The following is a 21,034-nucleotide window of genomic DNA, read 5'->3' on the forward strand; positions in this document are numbered from 1 at the left end:
AAGGCGAGGGAGTCAAGCCGTTCTGCCCGGTAAGGGCAGTCATGACCGTTCGGAGCGATGTCCGTGCACGAGTACCCGCAGACCCCGCCGCCCCAGCCCGGCGGCCCGGGCGGCCCGGGCGGGCCCGGCCGTTCCGGCCGGCGCAAGCCGCGCGAGCGGTCCCGGCGCGCGGTGTGGATCAGCGCGGCCCTCGCCGTCGTACTGGTGGCGGGCGGCGGCGGCTTCGCGGCCTGGAAGCTGGACTGGTTCTCCGGCGACGGCGACCCGGTGAGCTTCGGCAAGGCGCCGGCCTCGGCCCCGGCCCCGGCCCCGGCCACGGGCGGCGGTGCCGCCCCCGGCGGCGGCCAGTCGGCGAAGCCCAGCGGTGACCCGGACGTGCAGCTGCCGACCGGCCCGAAGGCGGAGTTCAAGCAGACCGGCAGCCTCGACGACGGCACGAAGATAGCCAAGACCCGGCTGACCGGGGCGAAGTCCGGCTTCACGGGTGACGTGTGGGTGTGGGCGCCGAAGGAGTACGACGACCCGAAGTACGCGAAGAGCGCCTTCCCGGTGATGATCGCGCTCCCCGGCGGCAACGGCTTCCCGAACAACTACTGGTCCGACCGCAGCCTCGGCCTCCAGAAGGCCATCAGCGAAGGCGTCGAGGCGGGCACCAGCCTGCCGTTCGTGCTGATCATGCCGGTGCTGAACCCGGACGAGAAGAACTACTACGACGGCTCCGACATCCCGGGCCAGCCCAAGATGGGCACCTGGATCGCCGATGACGTCCCGGACTTCGCCCGGGCCAACTTCCGTACCTACAAGTCCCGCGACGGCTGGGCCTTCATGGGCTCCTCCTCCGGTGCCTTCGTCGGCCTCAAGCAGGTGCTCCAGCATCCGGACCGGTTCAAGGCCGTGATCGCCAGCGGTGGCGAGATCGTTCCCGATTCCCCGCTGTGGAAGGGGGACACCGCGCTGATGGACGAGAACAACCCCCGCAAGCTCGCCCAGAAGCTGATCGACGCCAAGGGCCCCGAGGTCTACGTCAACTTCCAGCTCGGGACCAAGGAGAAGGACCGGGCCCGGATGGAGAAGTTCCAGACCGAGTTCGGCAAGGGTCCGATCAAGGTCACCATCCGGGACATCCAGAACGGCGAGCACAACGGCTGGCACTACGTGCGCGGCATGAAGGAAGGCTCGCTGGAGTGGATCAGCAAGGCGATGAAGGGCCCCAAGCCCGCCGAGGGCTGATGCGCGGCACGCGCGGCTGATCCACGGCACGCGCGGCTGATGCACGTCACACGCGCCCCAGGCAACCCGACCCGCCGTTCATCCCTCTCATAGGGGTGTAAGGGGGACCAAACGGTCCTGCCCGCCTCCGCCGCGGGCGCCGGAAAGGAATCGGGACGCTTCCGTGCAGCATGACCACGACCAGGACCACGACCAGGACCACGACCAGCAGCACGACCGGCAGCACCCGGCGAAGAAGCCGCCGCGGCGCGGCCGCCGCCGTCTGATCGGCGGCGCGCTCGCCCTGGCCCTCACCGCCGGGGGCGGCGCGGCGGCGTACGGCTTCGGGCTCTTCTCCGACATAGGCCACCCGATGTCCTTCGGCCAGGTCCAGGACACCGCGAGCGAAGCCACCGACGTCAGCGCCGGCACGGGCGCGCGGAACGGCGTACGGATGCCCACCGGCCCCAAGGCGGTCTTCCAGCGCACCAGCCGGCTCCCCGACGGGACCGAGATCGGCAAGACCACCCTGGCCGGGAAGAAGTCGGGCTTCACGGGTGACGTGTGGGTGTGGGCGCCGAAGGAGTACAACGACCCGCGCTACGACAAGAGCGCCTTCCCGGTGCTGATCGCGCTGCCCGGCGGCCGCGGCTACCCCACCAACTACTGGGGCACCGGACCCGGTCTCGGCCTCCAGCAGGCCGTGACCGACGGGGCGAAGTCGGGCCGGAGCCTGCCCTTCCTCCTGGTCATGCCGGTGATCAACGCCGACACGAAGCACCACTTCGACGGCTCGGACATCCCGGGAGAGCCCAGGATGGGCACCTGGATGGCCGATGACGTGCCGGATTTCGTGAAGGCCAATTTCCGCACCTTCACCTCCCGTGACGGCTGGGCCTTCATGGGGTCCTCCTCCGGCGGTTTCGGTGCCTTCAAGCACGTCCTGAAGTACCCGGAGCGGTTCAAGGCGGTCATCGCCAGCGGTGTCGACTTCGTGCCCGATTCCCCGCTGTGGAAGGGGGACACCAAGGCGATGGACGAGAACAACCCGGAGAAGCTGGCTGAGAAGCTGATCGCGGCGGGCGGTCCCGACGTCTACATCAACTTCCAGATCGGCACCAAGGAGAGCGGCCGGGACAAGGCCGAGAAGTTCATGCGGGATTACACCAGGGGCCCCGTGCACACCCGCCTCCAAGTGATCCAGGATGGTGAGCACAATGGGAAGTCCTACATCCGTGGCATGAGGGAGGGTTCGCTGGAGTGGATCAGCAAAGTACTGCTGCCCCCGACCCCCGGCCCGAGCGGGTCGGCGAGCCCGGGGACCAGCCCGTCGGCGGCTCCTGGAACGAAGCCCGCCACGAAGCCCACCACGACCCCCGCTCCCGTCTCCGCCGCGCGATGAGGCGGCCGGTGGTGAAGGGCGCGTCCGTCGCGGCCGCGGGGCTCGCGGCGGTCGTCGCCGTGGCGGTCTTCGACTCGGCGAGCGCCGACAAGCCCGAGGCGATGCCCTTCCCCACCGTCGGCGTGCTCATGGCGAACGGCGAGCACTGGTGCACGGCCAGCGTGGTCGACAGCCCCAAGGGCAATGTCGTCGCCACCGCCGCGCACTGCGTGGCCCCGGCCGGTGAGGACGGCTCGCCCGGCGAGGTGGCCCACGACGGGCTCGCCATCGGCGAGCTGTCGTTCGCCCCCGCCTTCACCGGCGAGGGCAGCGGCTCGCAGCCACTGGGCCGCTGGAAGGTCAGCGCCATCCATGTGGACGAGCGCTGGACGAAGTGGGGCGACGACACCGCCGACTTCGCCTTCCTGACCATCGAGCCCGACAAGAGCGGCCACACCGTCCAGCAGGCGGTGGGCCACGGTGAGGCCCCGACCCCCGACTGGGCCTCCGGCTACGAGCGCGACGTCACCGTGGTCGGCTATCCGGACTCGGCGTTCAACCCGAAGAACAAGCCGGTCTCCTGCACCACCCAGACCACGCACGACTCCGACGACCCGAACATGCTCTACATCAGCTGCGCGGGCTTCTGGACGGGCACCAGCGGCAGCCCCTGGATCGCCGACCGGGGCGGCCCCGGCTCGCCGGGCCGGATCATCGCGGTGCTCAGCGGCGGGGACACGGACGTGGACTCCACGGCCGCGCTCTTCGACGGGCGGGCGAAGGCCCTGTACGAACAGGCCGCGCGCGGCTGACCGGTCCCGCGCGCGGCCGCCCGTTCGCGGCCCCCTCGTGCACCCTCGGCCGGTCAGCCCTTGAACAGGGAGTTCACCTCGCCGTAGGACAGGGACCCGGAGAGCGCGCCGTACGTGCCGCCCGCGAGCAGCTCCTCGGTCGCGCGCCGGACCACGGCGTACGCGGCCTCCGCGACCCACGAGCCGAGGCTGACCCGGGCCACGCCCAGGGCGCCCAGCGCGGCGACGTCCGGCGCGTCGGGCCCGACCAGGACGTTCAGCGGGGCGTCGATCCCGCGGGCCAGCTCGGTCACGGTCGCCGGGTCGTACACCCCGGGCACGAAGACGCCGCTGGCCCCGGCCTCCAGGTAGGCGGCGGCGCGGGTCAGGGTCTCCTCCAGGCGGGCCGGACCGGGCTCGCCGAGGCCGAAGAGGTAGGTGTCCACCCGGGCGTTGATGTAGAGCGGGACCCCGAGGGCATCCGCGGCCGCGCGGGCGGCGGCGAGGCGCTCGGCCTGCTCGGCCGGGTCCCGGACGCTGTCCTCGATGTTGACCCCGACGGCTCCGGCGGCCAGTACCCCGGTGACGGTCTCGCCGACCCCGGCGGCGTCGGCGCCGAAGCCGCCCTCGATGTCGGCGGTCACCGGGACGTCCACCGCGCCCACCACGCGGGCGATCAGGTCGAGGGCCCGGTCCCGGGCCAGGGAGTCCCCGTCGGGGGAACCGAGGGACCAGGCGACACCGGCGCTGGTGGTGGCGACGGCCTTGGACCCGGCGGCCTCGACGAGCCGGGCGCTCGCGACGTCCCAGGCGTTGGCGAGGGCGAGGGGGGCCGCGGGGGTGTGCAGTGCGTGGAAGGCGTGGACGCGGGAAAGGTCAACTGTCTTGGTCATGCGGGCATTTCATCAGAAGGGGGTGGCCGGGGGCTGGCGATAATCGGACATCTGCGGAGACCGGAGCCATGGGCGCCGGGGGCGGGGCGTCCTCCGGCCCCGCTCGTCGCTAGGGAGCCAGCCCCGTCTTCGCCCCCGCGCCGCAGAGGGGGACCACGGCCGAGCGGCCCGCGAGGGGGTCGCCGGGCGCGTCCGGGCCGACGGCGGCCCAGCACGCCACACCGGTCGGCTCGACGAACAGCCCCCGCGCCGCCAGGTCCCGCTGGGCCGCGCGGAGCCGGTCCTCGGTCACCGTGAGGAAGGTGCCGCCCGACTCCCGTACCGCCGCCAGGATCTGCCGGGCCCGTGGCGGGGCCGGGATCGCGATCCCCTCGGCCAGCGTCGCCGCCGGCTCCGGGGCCGGGCCCGCCGGTTCGCGCTCCCCGGCGGCGAAGGCCCGCGCCAGCGGAGCCATGGCCGCCGCCTGGACGGCGATGAGCGCGGGGGCCCGTACGCCCGCGCGCGCCAGTTCCCGGGCGGCCAGCGCCGCGCCGAGCAGCAGCGTGCCGTTGCCCACGGGCACCACCAGCACCTCGGGCAGCTCGCCGCCCAGCTCCTCCCACAGCTCGTACACATAGGTCTTCGTGCCGTGCAGGAAGTACGGGTTGAAGACGTGGCTCGCGTAGAAGACGCCCGGCTCGTCGGCCGCGGCCCGCGCGGCCCGGGCCGCCGCCTCGCGCCCGCCCGGCACCACCCGGACCCGCGCGCCGTGCGCCCGCATCTGTTCGGTCTTCTTCTCCGAGGTGCCCTCCGGTACGAAGACCTCGCAGGCGAGTCCGGCCCGCGCGCAGTAGGCCGCGACCGAGGTCCCGGCGTTGCCGCTGCTGTCGGCCACCACCCGGCGCGGACCGAGGCGGCGCGCCAGCTCGGCGAGCATCACCGCACCCCGGTCCTTGAACGACAGGGTCGGCATCAGGAAGTCGAGTTTGGCGGAGATCCGCCCGGTCAGCGGGACCAGGGGGGTGCGGCCCTCGCCGAGGGTCACCGCGGGCGCTCCCGGCAGCGGCAGCGCGGGCCCGTAGCGCCACAGCGAGTTCGGCGCGGCTCCGGGATCCGGGGCCTTCGGCGGGTCCGGGGTGAAGTCGAGGTCCCAGGGGCCCGCACAGACGGGGCAGCACCAGGGGGCGGTGCGGACGTCGGCGCGGGCGCCGTCGTCGGGACAGACGTAGCCGGGCAGTCCGTGCGTCGTTCCGTGCGTCATGCGGGGCGCCTCCGCTTCGTGGCCCGTACGCGGGCTCGTGCGCCGCCGCCGGGCCGGTCTCCGTGACGGATCGTATGTGAGGGGTGGCTCAGGGGAAGGGCCGCGGGGGCGACCGGGCCGGGAACCGTTGCCCTTGCGTACTATTCGCGCAGTCGTTCGCCACACCCCGCCCGCACCCCGCACCCCGCCTGATGGAGCAGCTCACGCCGTGAGTACCCCGCCACCGCCCCAGCCGCCGCCGCACGATCCGTGGGCCGCCCCGCCGTCGGGGCCCGCCTACGGGTACGGGTTCCCGGGCGCCCCGGCCCCCGGCGGGCCGCAGCTGCTCAACGGCTTCGCCCTGGCCTCGCTGCTGGTGGGCCTGCTCTGCTTCCCGCCGCTCGGGGTGGTCTTCGGGATCGTGGCCCTGGTCCAGATCTCCGCGCGCGGGGAGCGCGGCAAGGGCCTGGCGGTCGCCGGGCTGGCGGTGTCCGTGCTGATGTCCGGGGCGCTGGCCCTGGTCGCCGTGGAAGCCGTGGGTCCGGTCGGCGAGCGGCTGGCCCGGGCGGCCGGGCAGGGCGCGGGCGGTACGGGCGGTGCGGGCGCGGCCCGCGAGGTGGAGGGCGATCCGGTGGACCTGGAGGAGGTCCGGGCCGGGGACTGCTTCAACGTGCCCGGCGCCGACCTGCTCGCCGAGGCGCCGTTCGTCTTCAAGGTGGCGTGCACCCGTCCGCACCACGGCGAGATCACCGCGTCCTACCTCGCGGACCCGGGCGCCTTCCCGGGCGACGAGGCGCTCGCCGGGCGGGCCGAGGAGCGGTGCTGGCAGGCGCAGGACGCGTACGCGATGGACACGTGGGCGCTGCCGGAGTTCGCGGAGATGTACTTCTTCGCGCCGACCGCGGACGAGTGGGACGGGGGCCGCCGCACCGTGCTGTGCGTGCTCGGCACCACGGAGGGCGAGCAGCGGGGGAGCCTGAAGCGGGACGCGACGATGCTGACGCCCGGCCAGGTGACCTTCCTGAGCGCGGCGAACCGGCTGGACTCCGCGCTGACGGCCGCGCCGGTGACCGAGCTGAAGACCTCGCTGCCCGAGTACCGGGCGTGGGCGGCCAAGGTGGAACCGGCGATGGCCGCCGAGGCGGCGGCGCTGCGCGAGTCCGCCGCGGGCGCGCCGGCCGAAGCGCTGCTGAAGGAGGTCGAGGCGGCCCGTACGCACTGGCAGACGGCGGCGCGGGCGCAGCGGCCGGAGGACTTCCGCGCGGCGTGGAGCCGGGCGGTGGACGCGACCTCGGTCGACACGGAACGGGGGCTGCGCGGGGCGCTGGGGCTGGCGACGAAGGTGCCGTCCTGGCTGGAGGACTCGGATGGTTCGGACACGGGCTGGCTCGACGGCCAGGGCTCCGGGTCGCAGTCGGTGTAACGCACGGTAACGGGTTTTGGTGACCTGGCTTCATCACTTCGAGTGAAACTTTGGCCCTTGCTTGCGGTGTACAACCGTGGGTTGCCAGGCTGTAGCTGTCTGTCAACCTGATGGGAGTGGCTAGTGACTTTCGGTGAGCAGCCGGCCTATCTTCGCGTCGCCGGCGACCTGCGACGGAAGATCGTCGACGGGTCCCTGCCCCCGCACGCGCGGCTCCCCTCGCAGGCCCGGATCCGCGAGGAGTACGGAGTCTCCGACACGGTCGCCCTGGAGGCCCGCAAGGTCCTCATGGCGGAGGGGCTGGTCGAGGGCCGCTCCGGTTCGGGGACCTACGTACGGGAGCAGCCGGTGCCGCGCCGGGTGGCCCGGGCCGGGTACCGCACGGCCGGGGCCTCGACCCCCTTCCGGCAGGAACAGGCGGACACGGGCAGCCGCGGCACCTGGGAATCCAGCAGCGAGCAGACCGGGGCACCGGCCGAGGTCGCCAAGCGGCTGGGCATCGAGCCCGGCGACCGGGTGATGCGCACGCGCTATGTGTTCCGCGACGCGGGCGAGGCGATGATGCTCTCCACCTCGTGGGAGCCGCTGGCCGTGACCGGCCGGACTCCGGTGATGCTGCCCGAGGAGGGGCCGCTGGGCGGGAGCGGGGTCGTGGACCGGATGGCCGCCATCGATGTCGTCGTGGACAACGTGGTGGAGGAGGTCGGCGCCCGGCCGGGGCTGGCGGAGGAGATCCTGGCGCTGGGCGGAGTCCCGGGGCACGTGGTGCTGGTGATCGGGCGGACGTACTTCGCCTCGGGCCGGGCCGTGGAGACGGCGGACGTGGTGGTACCGGCCGACCGCTACCGGCTGGCCTACCACCTCCCGGTGCGCTGAGGCACTCCCCAGGCCTGCGTGGGACGGCGTAACCCCGTGGTCACGTGGGGGCCCGGGGCGTAACCCCGGGGCAATGCCGTGAGGCGGCGGGCCGTCACGCGGACGGCCTAGCCTCGGCGCGCATGACGGACACCGCCACCACACCCGCCACCACCCCCGGGTCCCCGGAGCCGACGCGCCGCTACGCCCGGCTCGCCGCCGACGAGAGCCGCGAGGACTTCTCCCTGCGGTACGCGCCGCACTCCTACCGCCGTTGGGCTCCCGCCACCGTCGCCGGGACGGCCCTCGGCGGCATCGCCTACCTCGCCGACTTCGCGATCGGCGCCTCCATCGTCTTCGCCTACGGTTTCACCAGCGGGCTCGCCGCGATCCTGACCGCGGCCACGGTCATCTTCCTCACCGGCATCCCGATCGCCCGCGCGTGCGCGACGTACGGATTGGACATGGACCTGGTCACCCGGGGCGCGGGCTTCGGCTACTTCGGGTCCACGCTCACGTCCCTGATCTACGCGTCGTTCACGTTCATCTTCTTCGCCCTCGAAGGCTCGATCATGGCCCAGGCCATGCACCAGGCCTTCGGGCTGCCGCTGCAGATCGGCTACCTCCTCACCACCCTGATCGTCATCCCCATCGTCTTCCGCGGGATGGGCGCGCTCACCAAGGTGCAGGCCTGGACCCAGCCCGTCTGGCTGATCGGCCTGGTGCTGCCGTTCCTCGTGCTCGGCTTCGAGGACCCCGGCGTGTTCGGCGCGTTCACGCACTTCGGCGGGACGGAGGGCGCTGGGTCCGGCTTCTCCTGGATCGGCTTCGGATTCGGTACCGGAATCGCCCTGTCCCTCATCGCACAGATCGGCGAACAGGCCGACTACCTGCGGTTCATGCCCGCCAGGACGCCCGCCACCAGCCGCCGCTGGAAGCTCGCCGTGCTCGCCGCCGGGCCCGGCTGGGTGGTCATCGGCGCGGCGAAGCAGCTCGGCGGGGCCCTCCTCGCCTTCGCCGCCCTCGAAGCGGTGGGCAAGACCCACGCCCTGGAACCGATCGCCCCGCAGATCGAGGCGCTGCGCCCCTGGCTCGGCGGCCTCGCGCTGCCCGCCGCCGCGCTCTTCGTCATCGTGTCCCAGGTGAAGATCAACGTCACCAACGCCTACAGCGGCTCGCTGTCCTGGTCGAACTTCTTCTCCCGGCTCACCCACCGGCACCCCGGCCGGGTCTGGTACATCTTCCTCAACCTCGCCATCGCGCTGACGCTGATGGAACTCGACATGTTCGCGATGCTCGGCAAGCTGCTGGGCTTCTACTCGAACGTCGGGATCGCCTGGATCGCGGCCGTCGCCGCCGACCTGGTCATCAACAAGCGGCTCGGACTGAGCCCGCCGTACATCGAGTTCAAGCGCGCCTACCTCTACGCCGTCAACCCGGCCGGGTTCGGCGCGATGGTGATCGCCTCCACCGTCTCGATCCTGGCCTTCTTCGGGCTGTTCGGGACGTACGCCGAGGCCTTCTCCACCTTCATCGCGGCCTTCCTCGCCCTCGCGCTGTGCCCGCTGATCGCCTGGGCGACCAAGGGGAAGTACTACCTGGCCAGGCCTAACACCCTGACCGGGCCGGGCGTCGTGGTCGCGGACATCACCGCCACCCACACCTGCGGGGTCTGCGAGAGCGCGTACGAACTCCCCGACATCGCCGACTGCCCCGTCCAGGCGGGGCCGATCTGCTCGCTCTGCTGCTCGCTCGACGCCACCTGCGGAGACGTCTGCCGCAAGGGCGCGGGCGGGGCGGCCGGGGCCGGGGGCGCGGTGGTGCTGCCGATGCCGACGGTGCGCCGGTCCTGAACCGGCGCGCACGGCGCACTCGCACACATGGCCGGATGAGTACGCCTGCGAGGTACCTCTTCGTGAAAAACCGTATCCGCTGAGTAAAGGTCGGGCGTAGGCTCGGGCATATGCGCAATGCGGTTTCCTGGGCGGGTACATCGGCGGAGGGTGAAGCGCGATGAACGACGGCGGCGGTGCCCTGCTCCCATGGCTGGTCATACGGCAGGACGACAACGGCAACCGCTACCGGGTGGGCCGTTACCCCACGCGCGCCGAGGCCCAGAAGGTCGTCGACAGCCTCGACGACCGTGGACACAAGCAGCTCTACTGGGTCGAGCGGATCGGGCAGAGCGCCACCACGATGAACTGAGAGTTGAACTGACATAGGCTCCGCCCCATGACTGAACGCGTGGTCGTGGGCGGAGCCCTTTGTCATGACGGGCGCCTGCTGGCCGCCCGGCGCAGTGCCCCGCCCGAGCTGGCCGGCCGCTGGGAGCTGCCGGGCGGGAAGGCCGAACCGGGTGAGTCCGTCCCCGAGGCCCTGGTGCGGGAACTGCGCGAAGAACTGGGCGTGGAGAGCGAAGCCCTGGAGCGGATCCCGGGGGAGTGGCCCCTGAAGCCCGGCCTGGTGCTGCACGTGTGGACCGCGCGGCTGCTCTCCGGCGAGCCCGCGCCGCTGGAGGACCACGACGAGCTGCGCTGGCTCGGACCGGACGAGCTGGACACGGTGGACTGGCTCGACCAGGACCGCCCGGCCGTGGCCGAGGCCGGCCGCCGGCTGCGCGCGGCGGCGGCGGCGGTCACGGGAGCGTAGGCCGGTCGGGTCGGCGCGGGAGCGCGGGGGCGCGTACGGCTCACGGTGTAGGCCAGGTGCACCACAGTGCGCCGGTGCCTGGGGGGTCGGATGGTACGACGCCGCGAATATCGGGTATGTCGCTATTAGTCCCTATCTCGTCCCTCCTCGTCGCTGACGAACCGGACTGGGGTCCGCTGCTGGCCCGGGAAGTGATCGGCGTGATCGACACAGATGGTGAATGTGCCGAATGGGACTTCCCTGCCGAGCCCGGCGCCGTCCGCACCGCCCGCCACGCCGTGCGCGGCAAGCTCCGGTCCTGGGGCCTGGAGTCCGTCGGCGACGTCACCGTGCTGCTGGTCAGCGAGCTGGTCACCAACTCGCTGCGGTACGCCTCCGGCCCGATCGGGGTCCGATTGGTACGGCGCGATTCCGCCACCGACCATCCCCACACGGGCCCGGCGCTGCTCGTGGAAGTTTCCGATCCGCTTCCGGATCCGCCGCGCGAGCGGGTCGCCGACCCCGACGACGAAGGCGGCCGCGGCCTGCACCTGGTGGCCGTCTCGGCACAGCGGTGGGGCACCCGGCATGGGAAGTCGGGCAAGACAGTGTGGTTCGAATTGGCCCTACCTGGTGAGTAACAAGGTGAAGGGTCTCTGACGATCACCTGGCGTGGCTCGAAACGAACGAGACCGTGCTGTGATCGTGAACGCCGTGCCGAGCGTGCCCGTGGTGCTGAATACTGCGGACATGGCCGGTCCGGTTGCGGTGAGCTGGAGGGGACGGTCGCGTGAGCGAAATACCTGCGCAGGCACATCAGGCCCATGTGACAGGGGAGGCATGGCATGACTCCCTGTGGCACAGCAGCCCGCCTGGCTCGATATATGACTACATAAAGGTCGCATCCTTCTCGATCGGGCCCGACGGTCTCATCGACCAGTGGAGTCTGCGCGCCGAGGAACTCTTCGGGCTGACCGCCGCCGAAGCGGTGGGGCGCGATCCGGTCGACGCCTTCATGCCCCCGGAACTGCGCCCCGGCGCGCACCGCAGAGTCGCCGAGATCCTCGATGGCAAGGAGTGGACCGGCCTGATCCCCTTCCGCATCCCCGATGGTGACGGCGCACACGGCGTGGCCGAGATCTATGTGATGCCCACCGAGACCGCGACCGCCGAACGGGCCGCGCTCTGCGTCGTGGTCGACGTACGCGCGCTGCACCGGATCGAATCCGATCTGGCGGCCTCGCAGGCGATATTCGGTCAATCTCCCTTCGGCTTCCTGCTCTTTGGTACGGACCTCACCGTGCAGCGCGCCAACCGCCGCTTCGCCACCGTCTTCGGCGGCGGCGTCGAGGAACACCGCGGCCGCACCGTCCACGACTACCTGCCCCCGCACGAGGCCGACCGGATGAGCGAGGCCCTGCGCCGCGTCCTGGAAACCGGCGAATCGGTCACCGACCTGCGCATCACCGGCGCCGCCCCCGGCAGCCGCGACAACCGCCACTGGTCCATCAACCTCTACCGGGTGCACGGCGGCAACGGGCAGCCCATCGGCGTCGCGGGCCTCGGCACCGACGTCACCCGCCGCCACCTCGCCGCCCGCGAAGCCGCGGGCGTACGCCGCAACCTCGCCCTCCTCAACGAGGCGGGCCACCGGATCGGGAACTCCCTCGACCTGGAGACCACCGCCCGCGAACTCCTCGACGTCACCGTCCCCGGCTTCTGCGACCTGGCCGCCGTCGACCTCTACCAAGGGCTGCTGCTCGGCGACGACGACCGCGACCGCCCCGCCCGGCCGCACGGCCCCGGGGTCCCCTCGCTCCCCGGCGGCGGCCCCGGACGCGCACCCTCCGCACCCCTGCGCCGGGTCGCCTTCGCCTCCGCCGTCTCCGACGCCCCGCTCTCCGGACCCGGCCCCGCCGCGCTGGTCTCCGTGGGCGAGGTCCACCGCTACCCGCCCGGCTCCCCCGGCACCCTCGCCCTGCGCACCGCCCGGCCCCGGCTGCTGGAGGGCGCCGGACCCGAGGACCTCATCCAGTCCACGCTCGTCGTCCCGCTCGTCGCCCACGACACGGTGGTCGGCCTGGCCCAGTTCTCCCGTACGAAGGGCAGCGAGCCCTTCGGCGAGCGCGACCGGGCCGTCGCCGTCGAACTCGCCGCGCGGGCCGCCGTCTGCATCGACAACGCGCGGCTCTACCGGCGCGAACACGAACGCGCGCTGATACTCCAGCGCAGCCTGCTGCCCCCCGGCGACCCGGCCGCGGCGGGCCTCGACATCGCCTGCCGCTACCTGCCCGGCAACGCGGCGACCGAGGTCGGCGGCGACTGGTTCGACGTCATCGAACTGCCCGGCCACCGCACCGCGCTCGTCGTCGGCGACGTGATGGGCCGCGGCCTGCGGGCCGCCGTCGCCATGGGTGAACTGCGCACCGCCGTACGGACCCTGGCCCTGCTCGACCTGGAACCGGCGGAAGTGCTCACGGCCCTGGACGAGGTCGCCCGGGGCCTGGGCACCCCCGGCGGCTCCCAGCAGTCCTCGCGGGCGGCCCTGCAGTCCCGGGACGCCGACCTCTCCGAGGTCTACCTCGCGACCTGCGTCTACGCCGTCTACGACCCGGTGACCAGGCGCTGCACCATAGCCAACGCGGGCCACATGCCGCCCGTCCTGGTCGAACCCGCCGAACCCGGGGGCCCGCCCCGGCCCGCCCTGCTGCTGGAGGTGCCGCCCGGCATGCCGCTCGGGGTCGGCGGCGAACCCTTCGAGGAGGTCGAGGTGGAACTCCCCGAAGGGGCACTGCTCGCCCTGTATACGGACGGCCTCGTCGAATCGCGCGACCACCCGCTGGAGGAGGGCCTGCGCGGGCTGCGGGAGGCGCTGGCCGATCCGGTCCGGCCGCTGGAGGACGTCTGCGACCACGTGCTCGCCACGCTGCACACGCGGCACGGCGAGGACGACATCGCGCTGCTGATGGCCCGCGTCCAGGGCCTGCCGGTCGACGCGGTCGGCGACTGGCAACTGCCGCGCGAGGCCCGGTCCGTGGGCCGGGCCCGGGAACTGGCCCGGGCCAAGCTGCCCGCCTGGGGCCTGGAGGGCCTGCTCGACACGACGGAACTGCTGGTGAGCGAGCTGGTCACGAACGCGCTGCGGTACGGGGAGGGCGAGATCAGGCTGCGGCTGCTGCTGGACCGGACGCTGGTGTGCGAGGTCTGGGACGGGAACCTGGTCCAGCCGCGGCGGCGGCGGGCGCGGGACACGGACGAGGGCGGGCGCGGACTGCAACTGGTCGGACTGCTGTCGGCCGGGTGGGGGACGCGGCGGACCCACCGGGGGAAGACGGTGTGGTTCGAGCTGCCGTTGCCGGGGGTGGCGGGGGAGGCCGTCGCCGAGCTGTCGGCGGAGCAGCTGCTGAGCATGTACGGGTAGGCCCGGGCATCTCCAGCCTCGCCGGGCCCATTTCAGCCTCGCCGGCACCCTCAGCCTCGTCGGCACTTCCAGCCTCGCCGGCGTTTGAGGCGCGGGGTTCGGGGCGGAGCCCTGAGAAGCGGCGCCGCCGCAGGTCGCCCACTGGGGCTCCGCCCCAGACCCCGCGCCTCAAACGCCGGCGGGGCTGGGTTTGGCCGGCCTGGGGCTAGGACGCGCCCACTTTCAGCGCGGCCAGGCGGGCTTCGATTTCCGATTGCTTGCCGAGGTCGTCCAGGGCTTCGAACTGGGCGTCCAGGGTGGAGGCGGCCAGTTCCTGCTTGCCCAGGGCCATCGCCTCCTCGCGGCGGACCTTGTCCTCGAAGCGGGCCAGGTCGCTCGTCGGGTCCATCACGTCGATGTTCTTCACCGCGTCCATCATCGTGTTCTGCGCCTGGGCCGTCTTCGCGCGCGCCACCAGCTCGTCCCGCTTCGCCTGGAGTTCCGTCAGCTTCGTCTTCATCGAGGTCAGACCGGCCTTGAGCTTCTCCACGACCTCCGTCTGGGCGGCGATCGTCGGCTCCGCCGTCTTCGCCTCCTTCTCCGACTGCATCTGGCGGCCCAGCGCGACCTTCGCCAGGTTGTCGAACTTGTCCGCGTCCGCCGCCGTGCCCGGAGTGCCCTCCGTGCGCAGTTCGTCGGCCTTCCGGCTCGCCGCGAGGGCCTTGGTCCCCCATTCGGCGGCGGCGTCCACGTCCTCCGTGTGGTCCGCCTCCAGCATCCGCAGGTTGCCGATCGTGGTGGCGACCGCCTGCTCCGCCTCGGAGATGTTGTTCGTGTAGTCCCGGATCAGCTGGTCCAGCATCTTCTGCGGGTCTTCCGCCTGGTCCAGCAGGGCGTTGATGTTCGCCTTCGCGAGCTGGGTGACGCGGCCGAGGATGGTCTGCTTGCTCATGGGTGTCTGCTCCTGGTGGGAAGGGGTGGGGTGGACGAGTGGGTCAGAAGCGGCCGCCGCCGCCCATGCGGCCCCGGGTGCCGCCGCCGCCGAAGGAACCCGGGCCGCCGCCGAAGCCCCCGCCCCCGCCCCCGCCGCCTCCGCCGAAGCCGCCGTAGCCGCCGCCCCGGCCGCCCCGGCCGCCGCCGAGGATCTCGCCGAGGATGATCCCGCCCAGCACCGCGCCGCCCATGCCGCCCTGCTGCGAGCGGCGGCCGCCGCCTCCGTACGGGTCCTGGTAGGCGCGTACGTCCGCCTCCGCGAGCTGCTGCGCCTGCCGGGCGAGGGAGTCCGCCTGCTGTGCCTCCGCCAGCGCGGCCGCCGGGTCCGAAGTGGTCACCGACACCGACCGCTCCAGGTGCCGCTGCGCCTCCGCCAGCCGGGTGCGGGCCTGGCTGCCGACGGCCCCGCGGCTGGTGGTGATGTAGTCCGCGGCCGCGCCGATCGCGCTGCGGGCCGACAGCAGGGCCTGGTCCAGCAGGGCCGCGGCCCGCTGGCGGCCCGTTTCGCGTTCCCGGGCTCCGGCGAGCGCCTCGTCCAGGGCCGCGTCGGCCTCCTCGATCCGGCGCAGGGCGTCGATCGGGTCGTACCGGCCCGCGCCCTGCTCCGCCCGTACGTCGGCCAGTACGGACTCCGCCCGCCCGATCCGGCCGCGCAGGTCCGCCGTGGAGACCCCTTCCGCGGTCCCGGTCAGCAGCCCGCGGGCGTCGGCGAGGTCGGTCTCGGTCTCGTTCAGGGCGCCGGTCAGTTTGCCCGCCGCCTCCGCCAGCTCCTGCGCGCGCCGCTCCACCGCGTCCACCAGGGTGGCCGCCTGGTCGACGGCCCCCTCGGCGGCCCGTACGTGCACGGCCGCCTTGCCGTTGTCCCCGCCGTCCACGGCCGCGCGCGCCTCGCCGAGGCTGGTGGTGGCGAACAGCAGCCGGTCCTGGGCCTGTTCGGCGTTGGAGGCCACGGGCGCGGACGCGGAGTCGGCGTACCGCTGGGCCAGCGCGGTCAGGGTGGCCTGCGCCGTCGTGGTCCGGCCGGTCAGCGCGCGGAAGTGCGCCTGTACGGTCTCCAGCGCCTGCGGGGCGTTCTTCTCCAGCGCGCGCAGCCGGTCGAAGTCGGCCGATTCGGCGTCCAGGCGCCTGCTGGCCTCCGTGCAGCGGGCCACGATCTCGTCCAGCATCCGGCGCCGGGTCGCGTCGTCCTCGGGATAGGCGTCGTCGAGCTGCTGGCGCAGCCGGAAGGCGTGCGTCAGCTCGTCCTTGGCGTAGGCCAGGGCCTCGGTGAAGGGGCCCACGGCCGCCTCGCCGAACTGGGCCGAGGCGAAGCCGAGTTCCTCGGTGCTGGTGCGGACCGCGTCGTCGGTCTCCACCAGCAGGGCCTTGGCCTTGGCGTCGAGTTCGGCGAGCGGCAGCCGGGGCGGGCCCTGGTCGCCCCAGCCCGAGCTGACGGTCGTACCGCGGCCGGCCGGTCCCTTGCGCTTGCGGCGGCTGTAGGCGTACACGCCGAGCGCGCCCGCGGCGCCGACCGCGACCACGGGGAGCACGAAGTCGCCCACCCCGTTCTCGGCGTCGGCCTTGTCCCCGCCGGGATCCGCGATGCCCGGGGTGATCGCCGGGACCGGTACCGGCCGCCCGGCGAGCACGGCGTCGTAGCCGTTGGCCGCGCCGATCGCCGCGCCCGCCCAGTCGTTCTCCTTCAGGGCGGGCTCGATGGCGCTGCGGGCGACGGCCGCGAGCTGTTCCTTGGTGAAGCCGGAGTCGACGTCGGCCGAATACGCGTACTGCCGGGCCCCGGTCGCCACCGCGAGCAGGACGTCGTTCTGCCCGAGGCCGCTGCGCTGCGCGGTGGCATCGGCCCAGCTCTGGGCGGAGCGGCCGGAGAAGTCGCGCACGTACGCCACGAACAGCTGGATGCGCCGGTCGGTGTACAGCTTGTCGAGGGCGGCGGCCACGGCGGGCTCGCGGTCGCCCAGGGCGCCGACCCGGTCGGTGATCTGGCCCTGCTGCGACAGGGTGACGGGATCGTCGGCCCGGGCGGCCGGGGCCCCGGCCGCGCCCTGGACGCCGAGCGCGAGCAGCGCGGCGGCCAGGGCGAGGGTGGCCCGCAGGGGTATCCGGGCGGTGGCGCTCGTCTTCGTCCTGCTTCTCGGCCTGACTCTCAGCGGGATCACATTTGGGAGGTTATGGGGGGTTCGATCCCCCCGCACCCCGAGCCCGCACCCGAGCCTCGCCCCGCGGGATCACTCCTTGCGGCGGGAGATCTTCGAGCCCAGCCAGACCAGCGGGTCGTACTTGCGGTCCACCGCCCGCTCCTTCAGCGGGATCAGCGCATTGTCGGTGATCTTGATGCCCTCGGGGCAGACCTCCGTACAGCACTTGGTGATGTTGCAGTAGCCCAGCCCGTGCTCCTCCTGGGCCGTCCGCTTGCGGTCCAGCCCCTGTTCGGCGGCCGCGTCCAGCGGGTGCATGTCCAGCTCCGCCACCCGCATCAGGAACCGCGGCCCCGCGAAGGCGGCCTTGTTCTCCTCGTGGTCGCGCACCACGTGGCAGGTGTCCTGGCACAGGAAACACTCGATGCACTTGCGGAACTCCTGCGAGCGCTCCACGTCCACCTGCTGCATCCGGTACTCGCCCGGCGCCACCCCGCGCGGCGGGACGAAGGCCGGGACCTCGCGCGCCTTCGCGTAGTTGAAGGACACGTCCGTCACCAGGTCCCGGACCACCGGGAACGCCCGCAGCGGGGTGACCGTGATCGTCTCCTCGCGGGAGAAGGTCGACATGCGGGTCATGCACATCAGCCGCGGCCGCCCGTTGACCTCCGCGCTGCACGAGCCGCACTTGCCCGCCTTGCAGTTCCAGCGGACCGCGAGGTCGGAGGCCTGGGTGGCCTGGAGCCGGTGGATGATGTCGAGGACGACCTCGCCGTCGTTCACCTCGACGGTGAAGTCCCGCAGTTCACCGCCCTCGGCGTCGCCCCGCCAGATCCGGAAACCGGCTTCGTAGCTGCTCACGCGTGGAGCTCCTCTTCGGAGAGGTACTTGACCAGCTCTTCCTTCTCGAAGAGCGCGAGCAGGTCCGGGCGGACGGGCTCGGTCCGGGTGTGTTCCAGGGCGATCCGGTCGGCCGCCGGGTCGGCGGGGACGGCCGGATCCACCGGCACCGGGCGGCACAGCAGGTTCACCGGGCGCCAGGACCGTTCCATGGCCGGGCAGTCCTCCCGGGTGTGGCCGCCGCGGCTCTCGGTGCGCTCCAGGGCGGCCCGGGCCACGCACTCGCTGACCAGCAGCATGTTGCGCAGGTCCAGGGCCAGGTGCCAGCCCGGGTTGAACTGGCGGTGCCCCTCCACCCCGGCGCGGGCCGCCCGTACGCGCAGCCCCGCGAGCCGCTCCAGGGCCTCGGCCATCTCGCCCGCCCGCCGGATGATCCCGACCAGGTCGTTCATCGTCTGCTGGAGTTCCTGGTGGAGGGTGTACGGGTTCTCCGCGCCCTCCTCCGCGTGGAAGGGGGCCAGCGCCTCCGCGGCCGCCTCGTCGACCTCCCGCTGCGAGACGGCGGGCAGGGCGGCGGCGAGCCCGGCGGCGTACCCGGCCGCGTGCAGCCCGGCCCGGCGGCCGAAGACCAGCAGGTCGGACAGGGAGTTCCCGCCGAGCCGGTTCGAGCCGTGCATCCCGCCCGCGACCTCGCCCGCCGCGAACAGCCCGGGCACCCCGAGGGTGGCCGCGGTGTCCGACTCGACGGCGATGCCGCCCATCACGTAGTGGCAGGTCGGGCCGACCTCCATCGGCTCCGCGGTGATGTCGACGTCCGCCAGCTCCTTGAACTGGTGGTACATCGACGGCAGCCGCCGCTTGATCTTCTCGGCCGGCATCCGGGTGGACACGTCCAGGAAGACCCCGCCGTGCGGGGAGCCGCGGCCCGCCTTGACCTCGGAGTTGATCGCGCGGGCCACCTCGTCGCGGGGGAGCAGCTCGGGCGGGCGCCGGTTGTTGTCCGGGTCCTCGTACCAGCGGTCGCCCTCCGCCTCCGATTCGGCGTACTTCTCCTTGAAGACGTCCGGGACGTAGTCGAACATGAACCGCTTGCCCTCGCTGTTGCGCAGCACCCCGCCGTCACCGCGCACCGACTCGGTGACGAGGATGCCCTTGACCGAGGGCGGCCAGACCATGCCGGTCGGGTGGAACTGCACGAACTCCATGTTCAGCAGCGGCGCCCCGGCGAGCAGGGCCAGCGCGTGGCCGTCGCCGGTGTACTCCCAGGAGTTCGAGGTGGTCTTGAAGGACTTGCCGATGCCGCCGGTGGCCAGCACCACCGCGGGGGCCTCCAGGACGAAGAAGCGGCCGGTCTCGCGCTCGTAGCAGAAGGTCCCCGAGACCCGCTGCCCGTCCTTGAGACTGCGATCTTTCAAAACCCTGGTCACCGTGCACTCCTGGAAGACCTTGAGCCGGGCCTCGTGGTCCCCGTACTCCTTGAAGTCCTCCTGCTGGAGCTGGACGATCTTCTGCTGGAGGGTCCGGATCAGCTCCAGGCCCGTCCGGTCGCCCACGTGCGCGAGGCGCGGGTACTCGTGGCCGCCGAAGTTGCGCTGGGAGATCTTCCCGTCGGGCGTCCGGTCGAAGAGCGCCCCCCAGGTCTCCAGCTCCCAGACCCGGTCGGGCGCCTCCTTGGCGTGCAGCTCCGCCATCCGCCACTGGTTCAGGAACTTGCCGCCGCGCATCGTGTCGCGGAAGTGGACCTGCCAGTTGTCGTGCTCGTTGACATTGCCCATGGAGGCGGCGATGCCCCCCTCGGCCATGACCGTGTGGGCCTTGCCGAAGAGGGACTTGCAGATCACCGCCGTACGGGCGCCCCGCTCGCGGGCCTCGATCGCGGCCCGCAGTCCGGCGCCGCCCGCACCGACCACGACCACGTCCCACTGCTGCCGGTCGACTTGAGCCATGTCAGAAGATCCTCGGGTCGTCGAAAGCACCGCTGGCCAGCAGGTACACGTAGAAGTCGCAGAGCGCGACGCTGATCAGGGAGGCCCAGGCCAGCTGCATGTGGCGGGAGTTGAGCCTGCTCACCCAGCCCCACAGCCGGTAGCGCACCGGGTGCTTGGAGAAGTGCTTGAGCTTGCCGCCCATGATGTGGCGGCAGGAGTGGCAGGACAGCGTGTAGGCCCAGATCAGCGCGATGTTGGCGACGAAGAGCAGGGTGCCGAGGCCCATGTGCCCCCACGCGTAGTGCTCGTCGCGGAAGGTCAGCACGGTGTCGTAGGTGAGGATCCCGGCGACCGGGACCGCCGCGTAGAAGAAGTACCGGTGCATGTTCTGGAAGATCAGCGGGAAGCGGGTCTCGCCGGAGTACTTCGCGTGCGGCTCGGCGACCGCGCAGGCCGGGGGCGAGGCCCAGAAGCCCCGGTAGTAGGCCTTGCGGTAGTAGTAGCAGGTGAGCCGGAAGCCGAGCGGGAAGACCAGGATCAGCAGGGCGGGGGAGAGGCCCCACCAGCTGCCGAACAGATCGAGGTTGGGGCCGCCGCGCATCGTCTCGCAGTTCTCCGCGAGACACGGGGAGTAGAAGGGGGAGACGTAGGGGGCCGCGTAGTAATCGGCGTTGGAGAAGGCCCGCCAGGTCGAGTAGACGATGAAGGCGAGCAGCCCGGCCGCGGTGCCGGCGGGGGCCAGCCACCACCGGTCGGTGCGCAGGTGCCGGGCGGCGATCGCGGCGCGGGAGGCACCGTGCACGCCGGTCAGGGGTCGGGATGGTTCCGTGCCTGTGGCCAAAGGGGACTCCGGGAGGAGTGGAGGGGTGGCCCAGGAGACCCGGCCGCCGTCGCTGGGGGCGGGGCCGGGTCCGGTGGGGTGTGCGCGGAGCGTAGCGCTGTGTCAGGGAGCGCGGCGGTCGCGGGCGCCGAGGCCCTCGTCGTCGGAGTCCGTCCACAGCGAGCTGTCGTACGGGGTGTCCGGGACGGTGACCATCGCGTCCCGGCCCGGAGGCTTGGAAGCGGCCGGTGTCTGCCGGGCGACGTCCTTCTCCAGCTGCTCCACCGAGCGGACCAGCTCGTTCAGATTGCGCCGTACGGCGGTCAAATCGTCTTGCAGGGACATGACTTGCCCTCACTTCCGCTGGGTGCGGTGGCAACGCTCATGTGCGCCTGCGAGTGTCGCGCCTCCCGTCCCCGGTTGTGAAGGGACGTGCAGCGATTGCGGGCGCGCAGGCGCGAACTGTGCGCCCCTCCCTGCACCCCATTTTCATCCCTCTTACGGGGGAACGCGCGCCCG

Annotated in this window: 18 protein-coding genes; 10 read left to right on the forward strand and 8 right to left on the reverse strand. The window is 72.5% G+C overall.

The features are described from left to right. Nucleotides 1-57 precede the first annotated feature (57 nt). From OHS33_RS23640 to OHS33_RS23650, 3 genes are all read left to right on the forward strand, one after another. Entirely contained in the window at nucleotides 58-1,230 is a 1,173-nt protein-coding gene (locus OHS33_RS23640) for an alpha/beta hydrolase (protein ID WP_330332406.1), read from the forward strand. 163 nt (nucleotides 1,231-1,393) lie between these two features. Further along, nucleotides 1,394-2,611, forward strand: coding sequence for an alpha/beta hydrolase (locus tag OHS33_RS23645; RefSeq protein WP_330332407.1), 1,218 nt, complete (start codon nucleotides 1,394-1,396; stop codon nucleotides 2,609-2,611). 8 nt (nucleotides 2,612-2,619) lie between these two features. Further along, nucleotides 2,620-3,402 carry a trypsin-like serine peptidase gene (locus tag OHS33_RS23650; protein ID WP_330332408.1) on the forward strand — a complete coding sequence of 261 codons (783 nt, stop codon included), beginning with the start codon at nucleotides 2,620-2,622 and terminating at the stop codon, nucleotides 3,400-3,402. Nucleotides 3,403-3,455: 53 nt separating this feature from the next. Here the strand turns inward: OHS33_RS23650 and OHS33_RS23655 are convergent, their stop codons facing one another. Both OHS33_RS23655 and OHS33_RS23660 read right to left on the reverse strand, forming a co-directional pair. Beyond that, nucleotides 3,456-4,274 (reverse strand): isocitrate lyase/PEP mutase family protein, encoded by an 819-nt coding sequence (locus OHS33_RS23655; protein ID WP_330332409.1) that lies wholly within the window; start codon nucleotides 4,272-4,274, stop codon nucleotides 3,456-3,458. A 109-nt stretch (nucleotides 4,275-4,383) separates the two neighbouring features. Next, entirely contained in the window at nucleotides 4,384-5,514 is a 1,131-nt protein-coding gene (locus tag OHS33_RS23660; RefSeq protein WP_330332410.1) for a pyridoxal-phosphate dependent enzyme, read from the reverse strand. A 208-nt stretch (nucleotides 5,515-5,722) separates the two neighbouring features. Here OHS33_RS23660 and OHS33_RS23665 point away from each other — a divergent pair, with 208 nt between their 5' ends. The 7 genes from OHS33_RS23665 to OHS33_RS23695 all read left to right on the forward strand — a co-directional run bounded on the left by OHS33_RS23665 (nucleotide 5,723) and on the right by OHS33_RS23695 (nucleotide 13,820). Further along, on the forward strand, nucleotides 5,723-6,916 hold the full coding sequence (locus OHS33_RS23665; RefSeq protein ID WP_330332411.1) for a DUF4190 domain-containing protein: 1,194 nt from the start codon (nucleotides 5,723-5,725) through the stop codon (nucleotides 6,914-6,916). A gap of 123 nt (nucleotides 6,917-7,039) precedes the next feature. Next, the gene (locus tag OHS33_RS23670; RefSeq protein ID WP_330332412.1) at nucleotides 7,040-7,792 is read left to right on the forward strand and encodes a GntR family transcriptional regulator; all 753 of its coding nucleotides are present in this window, start codon (nucleotides 7,040-7,042) and stop codon (nucleotides 7,790-7,792) included. A 122-nt stretch (nucleotides 7,793-7,914) separates the two neighbouring features. Next, a complete protein-coding gene (locus OHS33_RS23675; protein WP_330332413.1) occupies nucleotides 7,915-9,624 on the forward strand; it encodes a purine-cytosine permease family protein in 1,710 nt (569 codons plus the stop codon). 160 nt (nucleotides 9,625-9,784) lie between these two features. Next, nucleotides 9,785-9,976: an SPOR domain-containing protein gene (locus tag OHS33_RS23680; protein WP_330332414.1), complete on the forward strand. Its 192-nt coding sequence runs from the start codon at nucleotides 9,785-9,787 to the stop codon at nucleotides 9,974-9,976. 27 nt (nucleotides 9,977-10,003) lie between these two features. After that, a complete protein-coding gene (locus OHS33_RS23685; protein ID WP_330332415.1) occupies nucleotides 10,004-10,420 on the forward strand; it encodes a (deoxy)nucleoside triphosphate pyrophosphohydrolase in 417 nt (138 codons plus the stop codon). Between the two features lie 191 nt (nucleotides 10,421-10,611). Beyond that, nucleotides 10,612-11,040, forward strand: coding sequence for an ATP-binding protein (locus OHS33_RS23690; protein ID WP_330335170.1), 429 nt, complete (start codon nucleotides 10,612-10,614; stop codon nucleotides 11,038-11,040). Between the two features lie 149 nt (nucleotides 11,041-11,189). Beyond that, the gene (locus OHS33_RS23695) at nucleotides 11,190-13,820 is read left to right on the forward strand and encodes a SpoIIE family protein phosphatase (protein WP_443065342.1); all 2,631 of its coding nucleotides are present in this window, start codon (nucleotides 11,190-11,192) and stop codon (nucleotides 13,818-13,820) included. Between the two features lie 205 nt (nucleotides 13,821-14,025). Here OHS33_RS23695 and OHS33_RS23700 read toward each other — a convergent pair whose 3' ends face one another. The 6 genes from OHS33_RS23700 to OHS33_RS23725 all read right to left on the reverse strand — a co-directional run bounded on the left by OHS33_RS23700 (nucleotide 14,026) and on the right by OHS33_RS23725 (nucleotide 20,860). Further along, the gene (locus OHS33_RS23700) at nucleotides 14,026-14,751 is read right to left on the reverse strand and encodes a PspA/IM30 family protein (protein WP_330332416.1); all 726 of its coding nucleotides are present in this window, start codon (nucleotides 14,749-14,751) and stop codon (nucleotides 14,026-14,028) included. Between the two features lie 43 nt (nucleotides 14,752-14,794). After that, nucleotides 14,795-16,891, reverse strand: coding sequence for a TPM domain-containing protein (locus OHS33_RS23705; protein ID WP_443065464.1), 2,097 nt, complete (start codon nucleotides 16,889-16,891; stop codon nucleotides 14,795-14,797). 126 nt (nucleotides 16,892-17,017) lie between these two features. After that, the gene (locus OHS33_RS23710) at nucleotides 17,018-17,788 is read right to left on the reverse strand and encodes a succinate dehydrogenase/fumarate reductase iron-sulfur subunit (protein WP_330332417.1); all 771 of its coding nucleotides are present in this window, start codon (nucleotides 17,786-17,788) and stop codon (nucleotides 17,018-17,020) included. Then, nucleotides 17,785-19,713 carry a fumarate reductase/succinate dehydrogenase flavoprotein subunit gene (locus OHS33_RS23715; RefSeq protein ID WP_330332418.1) on the reverse strand — a complete coding sequence of 643 codons (1,929 nt, stop codon included), beginning with the start codon at nucleotides 19,711-19,713 and terminating at the stop codon, nucleotides 17,785-17,787. Before OHS33_RS23715 ends, OHS33_RS23710 begins: the two co-directional genes overlap by 4 nt. A gap of 1 nt (nucleotide 19,714) precedes the next feature. After that, on the reverse strand, nucleotides 19,715-20,536 hold the full coding sequence (locus tag OHS33_RS23720) for a hypothetical protein (RefSeq protein ID WP_330332419.1): 822 nt from the start codon (nucleotides 20,534-20,536) through the stop codon (nucleotides 19,715-19,717). A 102-nt stretch (nucleotides 20,537-20,638) separates the two neighbouring features. Then, nucleotides 20,639-20,860, reverse strand: coding sequence for a hypothetical protein (locus OHS33_RS23725; RefSeq protein WP_330332420.1), 222 nt, complete (start codon nucleotides 20,858-20,860; stop codon nucleotides 20,639-20,641). Nucleotides 20,861-21,034: the final 174 nt, after the last annotated feature.

Origin of the sequence: Streptomyces sp. NBC_00536, assembly GCF_036346295.1 — a bacterium.
In the GTDB taxonomy this organism is placed as follows: domain Bacteria; phylum Actinomycetota; class Actinomycetes; order Streptomycetales; family Streptomycetaceae; genus Streptomyces.